Below are 17,292 nucleotides of genomic sequence, written 5' to 3'. Positions count from 1 at the left end.
CATAGATCCTTAGTTAGCTTTTACTGCAGTAATAGCTGTTTGAATTCGAGCGATATCTTTTTTCGCTACTTTTAATTCAGATGTATTCGTTAACTGCATAGTTTTTAGCTTCGCTTTTAATTCAAAAAGCAGCACCTTTTTCTCTTTTAACAACTCGTTTAACTCTTGTAAACTTTTATCTTTAATATCAATATATTTCATTTTCACTATCTTTTGTTACAATTTTAGTTTTAAATGGAAGTTTGTGCATCGCTAAAGTTAAAGCATCTCTTGATAACTCTTCACCAACACCAGCGATTTCAAAACAAACTCGACCTGGCTTGATATTCATAACCCATTTGTCAATAGCACCTTTACCTTTACCCATTCTTGTTTCAAGAGGTTTAGCAGTAAGTGGTTTGTCAGGGAATACCATAATCCAAACTTTCGCTTGTCTTTTTACCTTTCTTGTCATTGCAATTCTGGCTGCTTCGATTTGTCTTGAGTCAATTCGTCCATGCTCAACTGCTTTGATACCAAAATCACCGTAAGCTAAAGAGTTACCGCTTGTAGCATAACCTCTATTTCTACCTTTTTGGTACTTTCTGTATTTCATTCTTTTAGGCATTAACATGATTATTTACCTCTTTTCTTTGTAGGTCTTCTTTTTGGTTTTGCAGTTTCAGCTTTTTCAGCAGGGATACCTTTTGCAAGTACTTCACCTTTGAAAATCCAAACTTTAATACCAATACAACCATATGTAGTATGCGCTTCAGCAAAACCATAATCGATTCTTGCTCTTAAAGTATGTAAAGGAACTCTACCTTCTAAGTACCACTCAGTTCTCGCCATTTCAGCTCCACCAAGTCGTCCAGATACAGAAACTTTAATACCTTTTGCTCCAGATTTAAGAGCGTTTTGCATAACTCGTTTCATTGCTCGTCTGAATGCAACCCGTCTTTCAAGTTGTTGAGCAACGTTTTCTGCAGATAATTGACCAGAAAGTTGTGGCTTTCTCTCTTCTTTGATGTTAACAGCAACTTCTTTACCAACTAAGTTAGTTAAGTTGTTTTTTAACTTCTCAACGTCTGCACCTTTTTTACCAATGATGATACCAGGTCTAGCAGCAACGATAGTGATTCTAACTTTTTTAGCAGTTCTCTCAACGATAGTTTGAGCAATTCCTGCATAGTAAAGCTCTTTTTTAATGAACTTTCTAATTTTGTCATCTTCTGCAACGTTTGCTGGCATCTTGTTGAATGAAGGAAACCATCGTGATTCCCAGTTTCTATTGATACCTAATCTTAAACCTATTGGATTAACTTTTTGACCCATTACTTGTCTCCTTTTTCAGCAGCAGCTACTTCAATCATAATGTGTGCAGTTGGTTTGTGTTTCGGAGAAGCACTTCCTCTTGCTCTTGGAGTAAATCTTTTAAGAACTGGTCCTTTATCTACTCTTGCACTTGTAATTACAGCTTCTTCTGGTTCTAAACCAGCATTTGCTACAGCTGAAGCGATTACTTTTGAAATAATTCCAGCCGCTTTATTTGGAGTGAACTCTAAAGATGCGATTGCATATTCAGCATTCATACCTTGTACTTCTCTTGCAATTAATCTTGCTTTAGTTGGAGAAAGTCTGATAAATCTTAATATAGCTTTACCCATCACTACGCCTTTCTTTGCACAGAACCTTTGTGCCCTTTAAATGTTCTTGTTGGTGCGAATTCACCTAATTTGTACCCAACATGATTTTCTGTAATGTTTACAGGAATAAAGTTTCTTCCGTTGTGCACGTTGAAAGTTAAACCGATCATATCTGGTAAAACCATTGATCTTCTTGACCATGTTTTGATTGGTTTTCTGTCATTAGCTTCAACAGCTTTAAGAACTTTTTTCATTAGGTGTTTGTCTACGAATGGACCTTTTTTAATTGATCTTGCCATCTTTTAAACCCTTACTTCTTTCTTCTTGAGATGATTAATTTATCACTAGCTTTTTTCTTTCTAGTTTTATAACCTTTAGTTGGCATACCCCATGGTGTAACAGGATGTCGACCTGAATTCGTTTTACCTTCACCACCACCGTGTGGGTGATCGATAGGGTTCATCGCAGAACCTCGAGTTTGAGGTCTGATACCCATGTGTCTTGTTCTACCAGCTTTACCAATTACCATGTTTGTGAAATCTTCATTTCCTACAACACCAATAGTTGCCATACAAACACCAAGAATTTTTCTCATTTCACCTGAAGGAAGTCTCATAATTACATATTTGTCTTCTCTTCCCATGATTTGAGCGTAAGCACCAGCAGATCTTGCCATTTGAGCACCTTTACCTGGTTTAAGTTCAATGTTGTGAACCATAGTACCAACAGGAATACTCATAAGTCTCATTGCGTTACCTGGTAAAATATCTAAACCAGACTCAGCCGCTTGAACTTTATCACCAACTTTTAATCCAGATGGTTGGATGATATATCGTTTATCACCATCTAAATAAGTAACTAAACAAATTCTACAGTTTCTGTATGGGTCGTACTCAATAGTTGATACAGTTCCCTCAATACCAAATTTGTTTCTTTTAAAATCAATGATTCTATATAATTTTTTAGCACCTGCTTCTTTGTGTCTAGAAGTAATTCTACCGTTATTATTTCTACCCGCTTTTGCTTTAACTCTTACAAGTAAGCTTCTTACTGTTGGTTTAGAAGTAATATCAGAAGTATCCATAACAGACATGAATCTTCTAGCAGGAGTTATTGGTCTAAATTTTTTAATTGCCATCTTCTATACTCCTTAAGCTGAAAGGTTCGCTATTTCAGCGCCCTCTGGTAATGTTACATAAAACTTTTTAAAGTCAGGTCGTTTACCTGGTCGTCCTCTGAATCGTTTAACTTTACCATTTTGTCTTAATGAGTTAACTTTTGAAGGTGTAACCCCAAAATACTCTTTAAACACTTCTTTCAAACTGTTTTTAGTCATTTTTGGACTCGTTTGAACCACGATAACTCCATTTTCTTGAAGTTCGATTGTTTTCTCTGTATATAATATTGCTTTAATATCTGTAATATCAGCCATTTTTACGCCTCTTTTGTTAATGCATCAAGTACTGATTTTTCAATAAGTACTGAATGATATGCAGAAATTAAGTAAGCATTTACTTCTTGTTTTTCTATCATATAACAATTTTTTACATTTCTAAACGCAAGGTAAGTTTTCTCATCAATTGTGTCAACAACAATTAATGTGTCTCTCTTGTCGATTGATTTTAAAATTGCAACTGCATCTTTAGTTTTTCCAGATTCAATTTTGATTGAATCAACTACGAAAAGTGAACCATTGTTTGCTTGAGCATTTAATGCATAAGATAATGCTAACGCTTTTTGCTTTTTGTTTACTTTTTGGTTGTAGTTTCTTTTTGTAGGTCCAAATACTTGACCCCCACCAACGAATAGTGGTGATCTTTTAGAACCCCATCTTGCTCCACCTGAACCTTTTTGTGCTTTTGGTTTTCTACCACCACCGCTAACTTCACTTCTGTTTTTAACTCTAGCAGTGTTAGCTCTTAATGCAGAAAGGTAAGATTTAACATATAAATATAAGTTGTGAGAGTTGATCTCTTCATAACTTGCTGGTAAATCTAATTCACCATTGCTTTCAAATTTTTCGTTTAAAATTACTGCTTTACTCATTTAGCAACCTTTACTTTTCCTAATGCACCGTTTGGTCCAGCGATTGAACCTTTTACAACTAAAATTCCAGTCTCAGCGTCAAATGAAACAACTTCATTTTTAACTGTTACGTTAGTATTTCCGTATTGACCTGGCATCTTTTTCCCTGGCATAACTCGACCTGGCCATTCGCAGTTACCGATAGAACCTACTCTTCTACCCATTCTGTGACCATGTGATGCTCTACCACCAGCGAAGTTCCATCTTTTAACTCCACCTTGGAAACCTCTACCTTTAGTTTTAAACGTAGATTTTAATACTTTAGCTTCCGCTAAACCAGCTACATCTAAGTCTCCAGCTTCAGAGTTTGCTACTGCGATAGTTGCAAATCTATTAAACTCTTTACTTAAATTAAACTTTTTTTGTTGACCTTCAATTGTTTTATTGAATTTCTTTCCATTGCTATAAGCAACGAAAGCTTTACCGTTTTCAGCGATCTCACATACTTTTGTATCAAGAACTTTTAAAAGTGTAACAGGAACACTTGGAACTGAAACAGTTCTGCTCATACCGATTTTTTCAACTATGAATTCCATCTATATTACCTTTCTTCTTATTCTTGACCCATTGATCTAACTTCTACGTCTACTTCTGGAGCTAAGTCTAACTTCATTAATGAGTCAACTGTCTCAGGAGTTGCAGAAATAATATCAATCATTCTGTTGTGAACTCTGATTTCGAATTGTTCTCGAGAATCTTTGTTTACGTGAGGACCTTTAATAACCGTATATCTTCTGATTTTTGTTGGTAAAGGGATTGGCCCTCTCAACTCAGCACCGGTTCTTTTAACAGCTTCAACAATTGAAGCAACACTTCTGTCTAAAACTCTGTGATCATAAGCTTTAAGCTTTAATCTAATTTTTTCCATTTTTTTCCTTTAAAGAACTCGTTAAATGTACGTGTTTACGCACTCTAACCATTTTTATGGTCGCGGATTATAACCTTTTTTGTATTAAATGTCAAGAGTTATGGGGTTTTGCTCTAAAATTTATATATTTTTCTTCCTTTTAAAAAGGAAAACTATATCTATTTTTGACTACTATTAAGTTCATGTTAAGGTAGAAAGCAAAAGTTCATTTATTCAATTAAGATTAAAACGCTACAATTTCACCTTTTAATTTTCAAGCAAAGGAAACTTTTTGATAGAGTACACGCACAAAGCCAATGAAGAGAACGATTACATAACTTATAACCACTTTTTAATCGATGATGGATTGGTTCCAATTTTATATGATGACTACTATATGTATAACACTGATAAATCAGATAAAAAAGAGATTGCACAAAAACTGTATGATGATAACTTTGTAAATAAATATGACCCCGTAGAGCACAAACAGATATTTGACCTATATATCAACAACGAAAGCTTTATGAACAAAGCGAAATTTATTTACTCTGTTGTAGATGTTGAACGATACAAAACATTTGTTGAACAAAATCCAAGCATAGAAGAACCCAACAAATATACCTTAACCTACAGTGTTACAGACTCTAAAGGGGTTAAAGTTACGATGTATCATATAAGTATTACTGATATTGCTTTTGTTTTTTAATAAAAAGAAGCCTATAATACTTTATATACAATTCCACACAAAGGCTTCCTATGGCAACCATTAAAGAAGAGTTAACCGAAGTAATCAGCCAGACCATGATTCCTGAAGTAGAGAGTTACATCGAAGAGTTGCATGAACTTCTGCAAGAGGGCAAAGCCACGGATGATGACATGAGTGCCATTAAAGAGATGGAGTCTTTTTTAGTCGAACTTGAAAATATTCTCTTAGCCATTAAAGAGGACAAAATCAGTGATGAACAAGCACAAGAAGTGCACGAAAACATCATGCAACTTCTACAAGAGAGCGAAAAGGCTCAAGTGTAATCTTATATCACCCCAAGAAGTCTGAAGGCTTCCATGGTGATTTGCTTACGCAGTTTCAATTCACTTTGTTTTCGAATATCCATATTGGTTGCAAAGAACCAAACATCCTTTGATGTTTTTAAATACCCCACAAACCATCCATATGAACCCTCTGATGTAGCCCAACCTGTTTTGGCATATAATTGATAGTTTTCACTCTCTTCATTGAGCATGATAGTTTTCACTGTCAGTATATCTTGCTTATTAAATGGCAGATTCTCTTCATACAATTTTTTTAAAAACGCTACTTGTTCAAACGCCGTGATTCGCAATGTGCCATCAAGCCAAAATGTTTTGACATTTTCTCCTGTTTGTTCATTGCCATAGTGCAGTTGATGTAAATAGTTTTCATACTTCTGTTTAGAGATGTTTTCAGTAAATTGTTGATAACACCAAACACACGAAACTGAAAATGCACTTTTAAGCGTTTGGTTTTGATTCCATACTGTCATTGAGCGTTTTTTACCATCCCAAATGATAGGACTCTTTTCATCTTTGATGATGCCTTCATTCAAAGCAATGAGAGTATGCGGTATTTTAAAAGTCGATGCAGCCAACATCGGTTGGTATGCTCTTATATTATTATGAATGTATTGTTTCCCTGAATTGTGTGATTCAATGACAATCGTTCCTTTGACATCGTGCAATTCAAACAACTCTTTGAGAGCAAAGTCATTGGCACTTAAACACATAGGGAACAAAAAAAGAAGTCGTAACCAGTGTCGCATCATATATCCTTTAAACAAAGATTATAATGCAACAAAGGTAATGAAGACGTAAAATTATTGAAAGAATCCAGAAAATGCCATGATATCATCACTGTCACCATTGGCTTGCTCTTTGGTAATCAAATTGGCAATGATTTCGCCAATAGCAGGGGCAAAAGTGATACCCAACCACCCTAAGCCATTGGCGTATATAAGATTTCTATATTTTTCATCTCGTCCTAAAAGAGGCATATCATTAGGAGTTAAAGGTCTAAAGCCACACCACTCTACTGGGTTTTTCATCTCAAAAGGAAGTGTGTATCGTTTGAAATTCTCTTTGATACTGTTGATCTGTTTTTGAACCACTTCTTTGTTGTTTGAACCTATTTCAAGTTTAGAAGTGATACGTACATCATTTCGTCTTGGCGTCATGGCTATAAACATATCTGCAAACAGCAGTGAGGTTTTTGGTTTCAATATTTCGGGCATTTCAAATGTAATACTGTAACCTTTTGCAGGAGTGAGCATCAACTCTTTTCGTGCTAACTTGATTTGATACCCCGTTGAGAGTATCACAGTATTTGCTTCATAAAGCTGCTCTTTGGATTTAACATATCGTATGTCACCATTTTCAAAAATCAAATCCTCAATTTTCTCATTGAGTATAAAGTGCACCCCTGATTTTTCTAAAAAAGCTTTCATTTCAAGCATAACACATCTGGGATCAATGTGTGCATTTTTCTTTAAAAGCACCGAACCTTGAATCCTATCATTCGCACACGGCAAATAGTGTTTGGTTTGTGCCACATCTAAAATCTCAAAACGCTCTTCATTTTGACTTTTTTTGACTTTTTGTTTGAAAGTCTCTTCTTGTGTATAGACCATCAAAAGACCTTTTTTTTGAAGGTCCAAATCCATACCATCTTCTGTTTGCATTTGCGTATACAAATCCAAAGCAAGTTGCCCATACTTTTCAAACAGAGCCATGCTTTTTTTCATTCTTTCTTCACTCGCACTCTGTACAAACTTTAAAAGCCATCGATAGATTTTCAAATCCAAAGTGGGATGAAAGGTTAAAGGAGATTCTCCTTTAAGCATGAGTTTGAGCGTCTCACCCACTACACCGGGGTAACTTAAAGGAGATTTGTCAAAGGCAGAGAGCAAACCTGCATTTCCAAAAGAGGTTGAGTTGGTAATATCTCCTTCATCAATAACAGTGACATCACGCCCTTGCTTAACAAGTGCATACGCACACATTAAACCAACGGCACCGCCACCAACTATAATAATATCTCGTTTCATACAGACTCCTTATCAAGTCCAGTTTTCGCAGTATCTCAAAAAAGAGATTTATTTTAAATAAAAAATAAAACTACTTCAGAAACTTAACCCGTAATTGAACGCAACAGATCCAAACTGCCGCTTTGAAAAAAAAGTTCTCCCATACCTGAAGTAAAAAGTAAATATCCAAAGAGTGTATGCTCAATGCAGACCAAAATAAAAGAACGATTTCTCAAATAGGTCTGTGCAAAAAGCAATCCCACAAAAAGAGTCAATGCAAATACAATTATAGAATCAAAAGCACTGTGTGCCCAAGAAAATATCACAGCATTCAGCATGATTTGATTTTGCACGGAAAGTTTCCAGTGATAACGAGAGAAAAAGAATTCTCTATAGAGTAACTCTTGTGGCAGTACGGATATCAATGGATAGAGTAAAAGTAATAAAATAAAAAGTTGCATCTCATTTTTTACCATATGAAAAAAGGCTTCAGGATGATAAAAATAGCTTAAAAAAGTAAATACTGCCCCTAATAGAATAAAACGCAGCAGTGTGAAAATAAACTGATTTTTCTTAAACCCTAAAAATGAAAAGTCATGGTGAGTGGCTTTAAGTACCAACATTGCGTACAATGACATCAGCCAAAGCATTGGCATAAGAAATCCAAGAGGTATCATATGCAATACAAACAGAAGTGGTATTATGGTAAATAGTATTACAAATTCAAACTGTTTAAATTGTGCATTGTGAATCATAACAACTCCTTTTTTTAGAGTTATTTGTATTATAGCATGTTTAGAGTTTTTTAGAAAGTTTTGGTTATTTAAATCTAGATATACTTTATAGTTGAGCTTAAGTAAATTATTTTATTTATTTATAAAAAAATAATTTATTTACAAACTAAATCTAATAACTACACAAAATTGTGACTTTGTTTTTATATACTTTATCTATGCATAATACAATACCATATAATCCAACCATACTAAAATGGGCAAGAGAACGAATAAACTATACAGAGGAAGATATTGCCAAAAAGTTTTCTAAGTCAGTCGAAGATATTCAAAGTTGGGAAAAAGGAGAATCATCTCCTACTTATTTACAGTTAGAAAGATTAGCATATGAAATTTATAAAAAGCCCTTAGCTGTTTTTTTCTTTCCTGCACCTCCGACACATGTAAATATCAATAAATCATTTAGAACAATTGCCGAATATGAATTCCTTGAACTAGAACCAAAATTTAAACTTCTAATAGATAAAGCTTTTTCATATCAACTAAATATTAAGGATTTAACAAATAACATTAACCCTTCAACAGGCTTTATTTTAAATAACTTAAGCTTTAATCACAAAGATAGTACTTTAGATATGGTAGAAAGTCTCAGAAACTTTTTAGATATATCAATTAATGAACAAAAAGACTGGAAAAGCACTACTAAAGCATTAGAATCATGGACAAATAAACTTGAAGAAGTTGGAATATTTGTTTTTAAAGAAGCATTTAAAAATGAAAATTACTCAGGCTTCTGTTTATATGATGATAATATACCAATTATCTATATAAATAACTCTAAATCTAAATCTAGACAAATATTTACATTGTTTCATGAACTAGCTCATTTACTATTTAACACTAGTGGAATTGATAGTAAAAACTATTTCGACTATTTTCAAGGTCCTGAAGAGATAATTGAAAGACATTGTAATCAATTTGCAGGCGAATTTTTAATTCCAACAAGTAGTTTCGAAAAAGATATTCAAAACTTAAAAATAAATGATAATACTTTTAATAATCTCGCTAAAAATTATAGTGTATCAAAAGAAGCTATTTTAAGAAAATATTTAAATCTAAAGCTCGTTTCAACTAAATACTATGAAGAGAAAAGGCAACAATGGAATCACGAATATTTAGAACTTAAAAAAATTAGAAAACAAACTGGTGGACCTAAACCATATCATAAAGCAAATACGTATTTAAGTAATACATATAAAGACTTAGTTATTCAAAATTACTTAAATAATAATCTATCAATAGAGCAAGCATCAAATTTATTTAATATTAAATCTAAATATTTCAAACCGCTTATTCAATACTATTTAGGTAAAGAGATTTAATGATGTTATATATTTTTGACAGTGGTCCATTAATTGACTTATTTAAACATTATAAACCAGAAATATTTCCTACCTTATGGGAAAAGTTCGATAAGTTAATTGAAGAAGATAATCTTATTTCTGTAAAAGAAGTTTATAATGAAATTAGTAATTCAACTGATGCATTAGGAGACTGGTCTAAGAATAATAAACACTTATTCTTTCAACCAGATATAGAGGAATATAATATCATTTTAGAAATTTTTCAAGTCAAACATTTTCAACACATAATTAGAAAACAAGAAATTCTAGAAGGAAAGCCTGTTGCAGACCCATTTGTAATAGCAAAAGCAAAATACCTTAATGCCTGTGTAGTTACAACAGAGAAATATAGTGAAAATGGTGCCAAGGTTCCTAATATTTGTGAACATTTTAATGTTAAATGCATGAACTTAACACATTTTATGAAAGAAGAGAAATGGATATTTTAAATTATACTACATTTATAAAAAATATTTAGGAGCATATTCCTTAAGTCTAGAGAAAATTTCATCAAAATCAACCGGATAAACACGAATATGAGATATCGTACTAATAAAATTAGTATCCCCTTTCCAACGTGGTACCAAATGATAATGCACATGCTGAGCAATCCCAGCTCCTGCAATCTCTCCTAAGTTCATACCTATATTCACACCCTCACACGGCATCACCTCTTTTAAAAGCTTCACACCTTGTTGTACGCGCAAACTCATCTGTTGCCAGACTTGAGCTTCTAACTCCTCTATTTTATCGGTATGAAAATGTGGTACGACCATGATGTGTCCTGGAGAGTATGGGTATTTATTCATCACCACATAACACAACTCGTCAGAGAAAATGACTTGCATTTTTTCATCTTCTAAGTTTTTTGAAATATGGCAAAATACGCACCCTTTGATTTTCTCTTCTGTTACGTATTCAAATCGCCAAGGTGCATAGAGGTGTTCCATTATTTTGTTCCTTGTGAAAAAAATAATGGATAATGAACAGTGAATAATGAATAATGAATAATCTTAAACATTGTTTTCCTTTGCAGTTTTAAGGCTTGTGGTTAATAGTTTTAATAGTTCTATTATATCAGGTTCTATACTTTCAAACATTTTAACTGTGATGTAATCCGAGTCTTTAAGAAGGTTGAGCCAATATTGTGTTTCATTGGCTTCTTTTATAGCTATGTGCAATTTTGAAATAAAATCAGGTTTACTTTGAGCATAGACAGATTCACTAATAAGTGCTCCTACAGCGGTGCCACTACGAAGAATTTGCTTAGAAAGGATAGTCTCTTTTTGTTCATCTTGTAAATAACGAGAGAGTTTTACAATTCGTAAGGCAAAAGCATAACTTTTCACTTCCAGAATATTATCACTGTTCATTATTCACTTTTCCTTATTCATTTAATTTTATATGATGCTTTGCATCATATAAAATTAGGTGCATCATTAGCAAACAAGATTAAATCCCCTATTCGAGTCTTTTCTGCTAACATGGCTTCCATTTTTGCTTTGTCTTTAAGCACAATTACTTTACTGTTGTCAATATTATCGCCCAATATTTTAGCGTTCAAACTTCCCGTGATCATCACCAAATCAAAGTGTTCATTAATGGTTTTGGCTAAAGTGATATTGGCTTCATCGGTTGATTCAACCAAACCTGGCGTCACTATGACTCTTCTGCCTTCATACGTTGAGCAGATATTCACAGCTTCCAGCATCCCGTCAAGGTTTCCATTAAAGCTGTCATCCACAATGACTTTTCCACCCGCTTTAATGAGTTGCAGTCGGTGTTCCACAGGTTCAATCTTATCCAAGGCAATTTTAATCTCATCAATGCTCATACCCAATTCCAGTGCCACTAAAATAACGGCACTTAAGTTTATGGCATTAAAACTACCAAGAAGAGGTGCATGGAAGTGCTCTTGTATACCATTGATCTCTAAATCAAACCAAATACCATCTAAGTTGGACATGGTGATGTTCAGATTTTTTGGAAACTTCTCAATGGTATCATACTTTAAAATAGGCACCGTTTCATGCACAAACCCTTTAACCATTCGTGGGGTTTTAAGGATTTCCATTTTCGTATGAATAATATTATCCAAGGTTTTAAAGTACTCAATATGTTGTTCACCTACTGAACCAATCACTGGGTATTGAGGTTCTAGGAACATCGTAATCTCTTCAATATCCCCTTGCTCTCTGGCACCCGCTTCTGCAATATATATTTGCGTATCATCGGGCAAGTGATTGTTCACATCTAACACAATCCCACCAATCGTATTCACGCTACGTGGGGTTTTATAGGTCTTGTACTTTTTACTTAATACTTGATGCATGTAGTTTTTAATCGATGTTTTACCAAATGAAGCGGTAATTGCAATAATCTTTAGATTAGGAATGAGTTTGAGTTTTTGTTTTGCTTTGTGTTTAAAACTGATAAAAAAGATTTTTTCTAAAAAGTGTGAGACAACATAAGCAATCGCTAAAGGAATAAGTACGGTTACACCTTCACATGAAGTTGCATACATGCACAACAGATTTATGGCAAACGTTGTAAACAACAAAATCGCTAAGAAGCGTTTAACACGTGAAGTTAATACCAATGGTCGGTCAAGCTTTCTGTTCCATAAGAAAAAGGCAGTTAAATAAAGCACATAAAAGAAGATGGCAAAGTACAATGGCTCCAATAAATAGTACATAAAAATAGGCACTACAAAATAGTTGATGTGCCAGTAATATTTATGGTGTTTTAAAATCACCCGTTCAATTTTATAGTTGTACCATTGTAAGTTGGTAATCAAGTACCACCCTAAACATAGTATCAATACAATGTGTGTAAATATATTAAAGTATTCCATTTTCCAGTCTCTTTGCGATGTCGTTGTTGTATTTTAAAAAAAAATAGTGGTCACCATTATAAGATACCATCTCAGAATTTTTAATTAAGCTGTGGATTTTTTCTCCACTTTGTAAAGAAGTAGCGGTGTCTGTTTCACCCCAAAAGATAAATGTTTTTCCACGGTATGCTTGAAAAATCGCAGTGAAATCTTCATCCACCACATTTTTAAAGGTTTCATACATGTTTTGGCTCATTTGGTTGACATCACTGCTTCTAAAGGCTTTGGTGATTTTTCCCAAACCAAAAAGGTTTAAAAACTTCGCCAGTTTGATTTTGACACGCACTTTAAAAGGTTTTGGTTCAATGATACCTGCTGTGCTTAAAAGTATTAAGTTTTTAGGTTCTAAAAGTGTGGCCACTTTTCCACCAAAAGAGTGACCTGCAATGGTAAGCTCACTGCAAGTTTCATATCCCAACTGTTGTAAAAAAAGTTGCATGATTGTGGCATACTCTTGTGTGGTAAGCACCATCTCATTGCTGCTTTTTCCAAAACCGGGCATGTCCACATAGATGTGTTTAAACTCTGACAGAGTGTTGGCAAACCCTTGTTTCATAATCTCTTTGTTACTTCCCCAACCATGTAAAAAGACAATCGTTTTAGATGCTGCTGGATTGACTAAGTCATAGGCAATATCAAAAGAGTGATGAGCATACGTTACTTGCTTAAGAGCCAACTACTTACCCTTGCTTGCTTGGATTTTATTCACATACTCATAGTTAATCGTAATGGCTTTTTTCTTGGGTAAGTTTTGTGCCAATGAAGTAAAGAGTGTATTAAAGTCTTCAAACAGATAGTTTGCCATGCTTCCAGGAATAGAGTTGATCTCATTAATATAGACTTCCCCATCCACAACGAAGAAATCACAACGAATCAAAGAACCAATAAACAGAGTGTTATAAAGCTTTTTAAATGCCTCTTTGATTTTTTCTTTAAGTGTTTCGTCTATGTCTGCTTCTAAGGCTTTACTGGTTCGAGAGAAATCTAGATATTTTTTATCAAAGTCTAAGAACTCTGCTTTTTGCGGCTCTTCAATGATTGAGAAGTTAAACTCTCCATTAATCACACATCCTGCAAGGTTATACTCTTTGATGTTTGCTATAAATGGTTCAATGATAATGGCATCATCAAACTCAAATGCCACATCCAGTGCATAATCTAACTCTTCTTGCGACTTTACAATGGAAACCCCGATTGAACTTCCTAAACGAACGGGTTTTACAATCACAGGGAAACTGTCCACTTTGATTTCATCGTTTTTGGTATAAAATGCGTAATCAATCGTTTTTACATCCACACTTTGTGCATACCCTTTGGTTAAGAACTTGTGTGAACTCACAGAACACGCTTCTACTCTTGGGCCAATGAAAGGAATACCATAGAATTCAAACAGTGATGCTAACACACCATCTTCACCATCACCACCATGAGTAAGGTTCAATACCACATCATATGCAATCTCTTTTTGTCCAAACATGCTCTTTTTAGCAAAACCACCTTTTTGTAAAGTTACTTTATCGCACTTTTTATACTCACCTGAGCTGAAGAGTTTTGACTTTATGGTTGATGAAGGAATCTCATAAAGCTCTCGGTGTTGGTCACAAAATATATACACCAACTCATGCTTTAATACGTCCTTCATTGCAATAGATGAGACAATTGATATCTCATGTTCATAACTTGAACAACCAAAAAAGATTGCTATTTTCATTCTATAAAGTCTCCTATAATTATTTTTGTAGTTTTTTTAATGCCTCTTTGACAAGGCCACTTGTGTCTGTTGCAGTACATGAAGTAAGTACTTTTGCAACCAATTCTTTTTTAAATCCTAAAGATTCTAACGCTAAAGCAGCTTCAAGAGTATTGCTATTTGAACTGCCATTTTCATCTGTGCCATCAATAATGAAACCACTGAGTTCAACCAAAATTCGACTCGCTTGCTTCGGACCAATCCCAGGAACTCGCTTGAGCATTGTCACATCATTAGCTGATACAATTTGAGCAAAAGTCGAAGGGGTAAAAGTAGAACAAATTGCCAATGCGACTTTTGGTCCTACCCCATTAATTTTTATGACTGTATCAAACAGTTTTTTTTCATTCAAATCATAAAAACCATATAGCGTTTGAGAATCCTCTTTTATAATATGAGTGGTATACAGTTTAATATTATTTTTTGTAATCTGTGCACTGCAATTTAAGGAGACAAAAACCTCATAAATCAATCCGTTCACATTGAGGTGTACACCTGTAGGCTCCTTCTTTTCAATCGTTCCTTCTATTCCAACAATCATTTATTTAAATCTCTTTTACAATTTTGTTATTTTAACTTACTTTAAATAGTTTTCATTATATAATAAACCAACTTAAATAATAAGGGCACGAAATGTTCAACTTTCTGAAAAAGAAGATCAGTAACAAAATTATTTTTTCTTTATTGGTTCTCATGACCATCAACAGTTTAGCTGTTGTTTACTTTACAACAAAAACCGTACATGATGACTCCATAGTAAGTACCAAAGAGAGTTTAGAGATGCTCAATACTGCAATGTTCCAAAGTCTTAGAAACGCAATGAACACGGGTGACCCAGCTGCGATTAAAAAAGCTGAAGAGGAAGCTCAATCGATTAAGGGCGTAAAACGTTTGATTGTAGCAAAGAGTCAACCTCTTATTGATATGTACTCTGCAGGCGAAGCCATGACCGATGACAAAGAGGTTTTAAACTCTTTTAATACCAAAAAATCCCAAGTGCTTGAATTCTCAGATAACACTGGACACAACCTTCGAATGATCAAACCAATGGTGGCAACCCAAGAGTGTTTAATGTGTCATGCCAACCAAGGTATTGGTGATGTTATTGGAGTCATGGACTTGACATTCTCTTTAGATGAATCTGATGACCAACTTCATGAACTGACCATTTATATTCTCTCTATCTCAACGATACTTGGATGGATTACTATTATTCTTATTTTAGTTGTCGTCAAAAAAGCAACCAATCCAATTAATGGATTAAAAGAAGGATTTCAAAATCTTATCACTTCAAATGATGCCAATATCAAACTGGACATCACAACTGAAGATGAGATTGGAGATGTGGCCCAACTGTTTAACCAATATATGGATAAAGTGAGAGAAGGTCTTAAACAAGATGAAAAAGTCATTGAAGAAGCCAATGATGTTTTAGAAAAAACAGGAAATGGTTTCTTTGTCTATAAAGTAAGCTCAACAGCAAGCAATCCATTTGTGGAAGACTTGAAAAATAAACTCAACCATATGATTGCCAATACGAAAAACACCTTGGATAAAATCAATGAAACGCTACGACAATACTCTGAATCACACTTTGATACACGTATCAATGACCAAGGTCTTTATGGGGACTTAGGTTCCGTTGCTTCGGGTATCAAACTCGTAGGGAACAATACTTCTGAAATTTTAGCAATGATTATGAACACAGGTGATTCACTTAAAGAAAATACAGAAGTGCTCTCAACTGCTTCAGCTGACTTATCAAAGTCATCCAATAAACAAGCGGCTTCCTTAGAAGAGACTGCTGCAGCATTGGAGCAAATTACTTCAAACATTCAAGGAAACACGGAAGCCTCAACCAGAATGGCACAATTAGCACAAAACGTGACTTCTTCAGCGAAAAGCGGATTAACGCTTGCCAATGAAACAGCACAATCAATGGAAGAGATTAATACACAAGTAAGTTCTATTAATGAAGCGATTGAAGTAATTGACCAAATTGCGTTTCAAACCAATATCCTCTCACTCAATGCTGCAGTGGAAGCAGCAACAGCAGGTGAAGCAGGAAAAGGCTTTGCTGTCGTTGCACAAGAGGTAAGAAACCTTGCTTCACGAAGTGCTGAAGCTGCTAAAGAGATTAAAGCAATTGTTGAAAATGCAAGTTCAAAAGCACAAGCAGGTAAAGAGATCTCAGCAAAAATGATTCACGGATATGATGAACTCAATGCAAATATTAACAATACCATTGAAATGATTGAGCAAGTAGCCACTGCAAGTAAAGAACAAGAGCGTGGAATTGTACAAATCAATGATGCAGTTAATGCTTTAGATAAAGCCACACAAGAGAATGCAACTGTTGCAGACAAAATTTCTAATATGTCTGAACAAATTGCTGAAATGTCAAACTCTTTAGTAACTGCTGCATCACGTGCAAGTTTCTTAGAAGAAGCACGAGAGCAAGTATGTGATATTGATTTGGTCTATGATACAGCGAAACTCAAAGTCGACATTTTAAAACTCAAAGAGAGTATTTACAGTCAGTTTGGTACGTTTGAGAAATTTGCAGTTGCTAAAAACAGTGCCTTAGAGGGTTGGATTGCGGAATATACACATTCACATGATGACTACAACTCAAAAACGATTGAAGAGCTGAAAGAACTTAATTCGGAATTAACCAAAAAACTTCAAGAACTGGTCAATGCCAACAGCGAAAAAGAGTCTAATGAGAAATTAAATGAAAAAGCAAAAGCGGTTGAAATCTTATCGTTACAAATCTTTGGATTACTCAATAAAGTAAAAGCAGAAACCTGTTCTGATGAAAGCTTTTCAGCTCCCATAAAACAAGAAGATATTGAAGAAAGCGAAGAGGCAGAAGAGGAGTAAAACTCCTCTTCTG

Annotated in this window: 24 protein-coding genes; 5 read left to right on the top strand and 19 right to left on the bottom strand. The window is 34.4% G+C overall.

Annotation, left to right across the window (positions count from 1 at the left end; genetic code table 11):
* Positions 1–9 precede the first annotated feature (9 nt).
* From rpmC to rpsJ, 10 genes are read right to left on the bottom strand one after another with little or no spacing between them, the layout of a single operon-like run.
* Positions 10–201 (bottom strand): 50S ribosomal protein L29, encoded by a 192-nt coding sequence (rpmC, locus tag CRV04_RS01440; protein WP_128995084.1) that lies wholly within the window; start codon positions 199–201, stop codon positions 10–12.
* Positions 188–613, bottom strand: a complete 426-nt coding sequence (gene rplP, locus CRV04_RS01435) for a 50S ribosomal protein L16 (protein WP_128994838.1) — start codon at positions 611–613, stop codon at positions 188–190. Before rplP ends, rpmC begins: the two co-directional genes overlap by 14 nt.
* A gap of 2 nt (positions 614–615) precedes the next feature.
* A complete protein-coding gene (gene rpsC / locus CRV04_RS01430; protein ID WP_128994837.1) occupies positions 616–1,314 on the bottom strand; it encodes a 30S ribosomal protein S3 in 699 nt (232 codons plus the stop codon).
* On the bottom strand, positions 1,314–1,646 hold the full coding sequence (gene rplV, locus CRV04_RS01425) for a 50S ribosomal protein L22 (RefSeq protein WP_128994836.1): 333 nt from the start codon (positions 1,644–1,646) through the stop codon (positions 1,314–1,316). The genes rpsC and rplV overlap by 1 nt, the downstream gene beginning before the upstream one ends.
* A 2-nt stretch (positions 1,647–1,648) precedes the next feature.
* The gene (gene rpsS / locus CRV04_RS01420; RefSeq protein WP_128994835.1) at positions 1,649–1,924 is read right to left on the bottom strand and encodes a 30S ribosomal protein S19; all 276 of its coding nucleotides are present in this window, start codon (positions 1,922–1,924) and stop codon (positions 1,649–1,651) included.
* Positions 1,925–1,935: 11 nt separating this feature from the next.
* Positions 1,936–2,763 carry a 50S ribosomal protein L2 gene (gene rplB, locus CRV04_RS01415; RefSeq protein ID WP_128994834.1) on the bottom strand — a complete coding sequence of 276 codons (828 nt, stop codon included), beginning with the start codon at positions 2,761–2,763 and terminating at the stop codon, positions 1,936–1,938.
* Positions 2,764–2,775: 12 nt separating this feature from the next.
* Complete coding sequence (locus CRV04_RS01410; protein ID WP_128994833.1) at positions 2,776–3,057, bottom strand: 50S ribosomal protein L23; 282 nt, start codon at positions 3,055–3,057, stop codon at positions 2,776–2,778.
* 2 nt (positions 3,058–3,059) lie between these two features.
* The gene (rplD, locus tag CRV04_RS01405; RefSeq protein ID WP_128994832.1) at positions 3,060–3,671 is read right to left on the bottom strand and encodes a 50S ribosomal protein L4; all 612 of its coding nucleotides are present in this window, start codon (positions 3,669–3,671) and stop codon (positions 3,060–3,062) included.
* Positions 3,668–4,246, bottom strand: coding sequence for a 50S ribosomal protein L3 (gene rplC, locus CRV04_RS01400; RefSeq protein ID WP_128994831.1), 579 nt, complete (start codon positions 4,244–4,246; stop codon positions 3,668–3,670). The genes rplD and rplC overlap by 4 nt, the downstream gene beginning before the upstream one ends.
* 17 nt (positions 4,247–4,263) lie before the next feature.
* Positions 4,264–4,578, bottom strand: a complete 315-nt coding sequence (gene rpsJ / locus CRV04_RS01395) for a 30S ribosomal protein S10 (protein ID WP_128994830.1) — start codon at positions 4,576–4,578, stop codon at positions 4,264–4,266.
* 271 nt (positions 4,579–4,849) lie between these two features.
* On the opposite strand from rpsJ, the gene CRV04_RS01390 reads away from it, so the two are divergent.
* Both CRV04_RS01390 and CRV04_RS01385 read left to right on the top strand, forming a co-directional pair.
* A complete protein-coding gene (locus tag CRV04_RS01390) occupies positions 4,850–5,266 on the top strand; it encodes a hypothetical protein (protein WP_128994829.1) in 417 nt (138 codons plus the stop codon).
* Between the two features lie 50 nt (positions 5,267–5,316).
* The gene (locus tag CRV04_RS01385; RefSeq protein ID WP_128994828.1) at positions 5,317–5,589 is read left to right on the top strand and encodes a hypothetical protein; all 273 of its coding nucleotides are present in this window, start codon (positions 5,317–5,319) and stop codon (positions 5,587–5,589) included.
* A 2-nt stretch (positions 5,590–5,591) separates the two neighbouring features.
* Here the strand turns inward: CRV04_RS01385 and blaOXA are convergent, their stop codons facing one another.
* From blaOXA to CRV04_RS01370, 3 genes are all read right to left on the bottom strand, one after another.
* Positions 5,592–6,356: a class D beta-lactamase gene (gene blaOXA, locus CRV04_RS01380; RefSeq protein ID WP_128994827.1), complete on the bottom strand. Its 765-nt coding sequence runs from the start codon at positions 6,354–6,356 to the stop codon at positions 5,592–5,594.
* Positions 6,357–6,410: 54 nt separating this feature from the next.
* On the bottom strand, positions 6,411–7,637 hold the full coding sequence (locus CRV04_RS01375) for an NAD(P)/FAD-dependent oxidoreductase (RefSeq protein WP_128994826.1): 1,227 nt from the start codon (positions 7,635–7,637) through the stop codon (positions 6,411–6,413).
* An 83-nt stretch (positions 7,638–7,720) separates the two neighbouring features.
* A complete protein-coding gene (locus CRV04_RS01370; protein ID WP_128994825.1) occupies positions 7,721–8,371 on the bottom strand; it encodes a CPBP family glutamic-type intramembrane protease in 651 nt (216 codons plus the stop codon).
* A gap of 197 nt (positions 8,372–8,568) precedes the next feature.
* Here CRV04_RS01370 and CRV04_RS01365 point away from each other — a divergent pair, with 197 nt between their 5' ends.
* Positions 8,569–9,732, top strand: coding sequence for an XRE family transcriptional regulator (locus CRV04_RS01365; protein ID WP_128994824.1), 1,164 nt, complete (start codon positions 8,569–8,571; stop codon positions 9,730–9,732).
* Positions 9,732–10,202, top strand: coding sequence for a PIN domain-containing protein (locus CRV04_RS01360; protein WP_128994823.1), 471 nt, complete (start codon positions 9,732–9,734; stop codon positions 10,200–10,202). The genes CRV04_RS01365 and CRV04_RS01360 overlap by 1 nt, the downstream gene beginning before the upstream one ends.
* Positions 10,203–10,214: 12 nt before the next feature.
* On the opposite strand, the gene CRV04_RS01355 is transcribed toward CRV04_RS01360, so the two are convergent.
* The 6 genes from CRV04_RS01355 to ruvA all read right to left on the bottom strand — a co-directional run bounded on the left by CRV04_RS01355 (position 10,215) and on the right by ruvA (position 14,937).
* Positions 10,215–10,703 (bottom strand): HIT family protein, encoded by a 489-nt coding sequence (locus CRV04_RS01355; RefSeq protein ID WP_128994822.1) that lies wholly within the window; start codon positions 10,701–10,703, stop codon positions 10,215–10,217.
* Between the two features lie 63 nt (positions 10,704–10,766).
* Positions 10,767–11,126, bottom strand: a complete 360-nt coding sequence (locus CRV04_RS01350) for a four helix bundle protein (protein WP_128994821.1) — start codon at positions 11,124–11,126, stop codon at positions 10,767–10,769.
* Between the two features lie 44 nt (positions 11,127–11,170).
* Positions 11,171–12,607: a Mur ligase family protein gene (locus CRV04_RS01345; RefSeq protein ID WP_128994820.1), complete on the bottom strand. Its 1,437-nt coding sequence runs from the start codon at positions 12,605–12,607 to the stop codon at positions 11,171–11,173.
* Entirely contained in the window at positions 12,594–13,322 is a 729-nt protein-coding gene (locus CRV04_RS01340) for an alpha/beta fold hydrolase (RefSeq protein WP_128994819.1), read from the bottom strand. Before CRV04_RS01340 ends, CRV04_RS01345 begins: the two co-directional genes overlap by 14 nt.
* The gene (locus tag CRV04_RS01335) at positions 13,323–14,357 is read right to left on the bottom strand and encodes a D-alanine--D-alanine ligase (protein ID WP_128994818.1); all 1,035 of its coding nucleotides are present in this window, start codon (positions 14,355–14,357) and stop codon (positions 13,323–13,325) included.
* A 19-nt stretch (positions 14,358–14,376) separates the two neighbouring features.
* Positions 14,377–14,937 carry a Holliday junction branch migration protein RuvA gene (gene ruvA, locus CRV04_RS01330; protein ID WP_128994817.1) on the bottom strand — a complete coding sequence of 187 codons (561 nt, stop codon included), beginning with the start codon at positions 14,935–14,937 and terminating at the stop codon, positions 14,377–14,379.
* Positions 14,938–15,029: 92 nt separating this feature from the next.
* On the opposite strand from ruvA, the gene CRV04_RS01325 reads away from it, so the two are divergent.
* On the top strand, positions 15,030–17,279 hold the full coding sequence (locus CRV04_RS01325; RefSeq protein WP_128994816.1) for a methyl-accepting chemotaxis protein: 2,250 nt from the start codon (positions 15,030–15,032) through the stop codon (positions 17,277–17,279).
* Positions 17,280–17,292 lie beyond the last annotated feature (13 nt).

The sequence above is a fragment of the Candidatus Marinarcus aquaticus genome, from assembly GCF_004116335.1.
Lineage (GTDB): Bacteria > Campylobacterota > Campylobacteria > Campylobacterales > Arcobacteraceae > Marinarcus > Marinarcus aquaticus.
The sequence above is the reverse complement of the archived record's forward strand: the minus strand, read 5'-3'. Positions and strand labels throughout refer to the sequence as shown.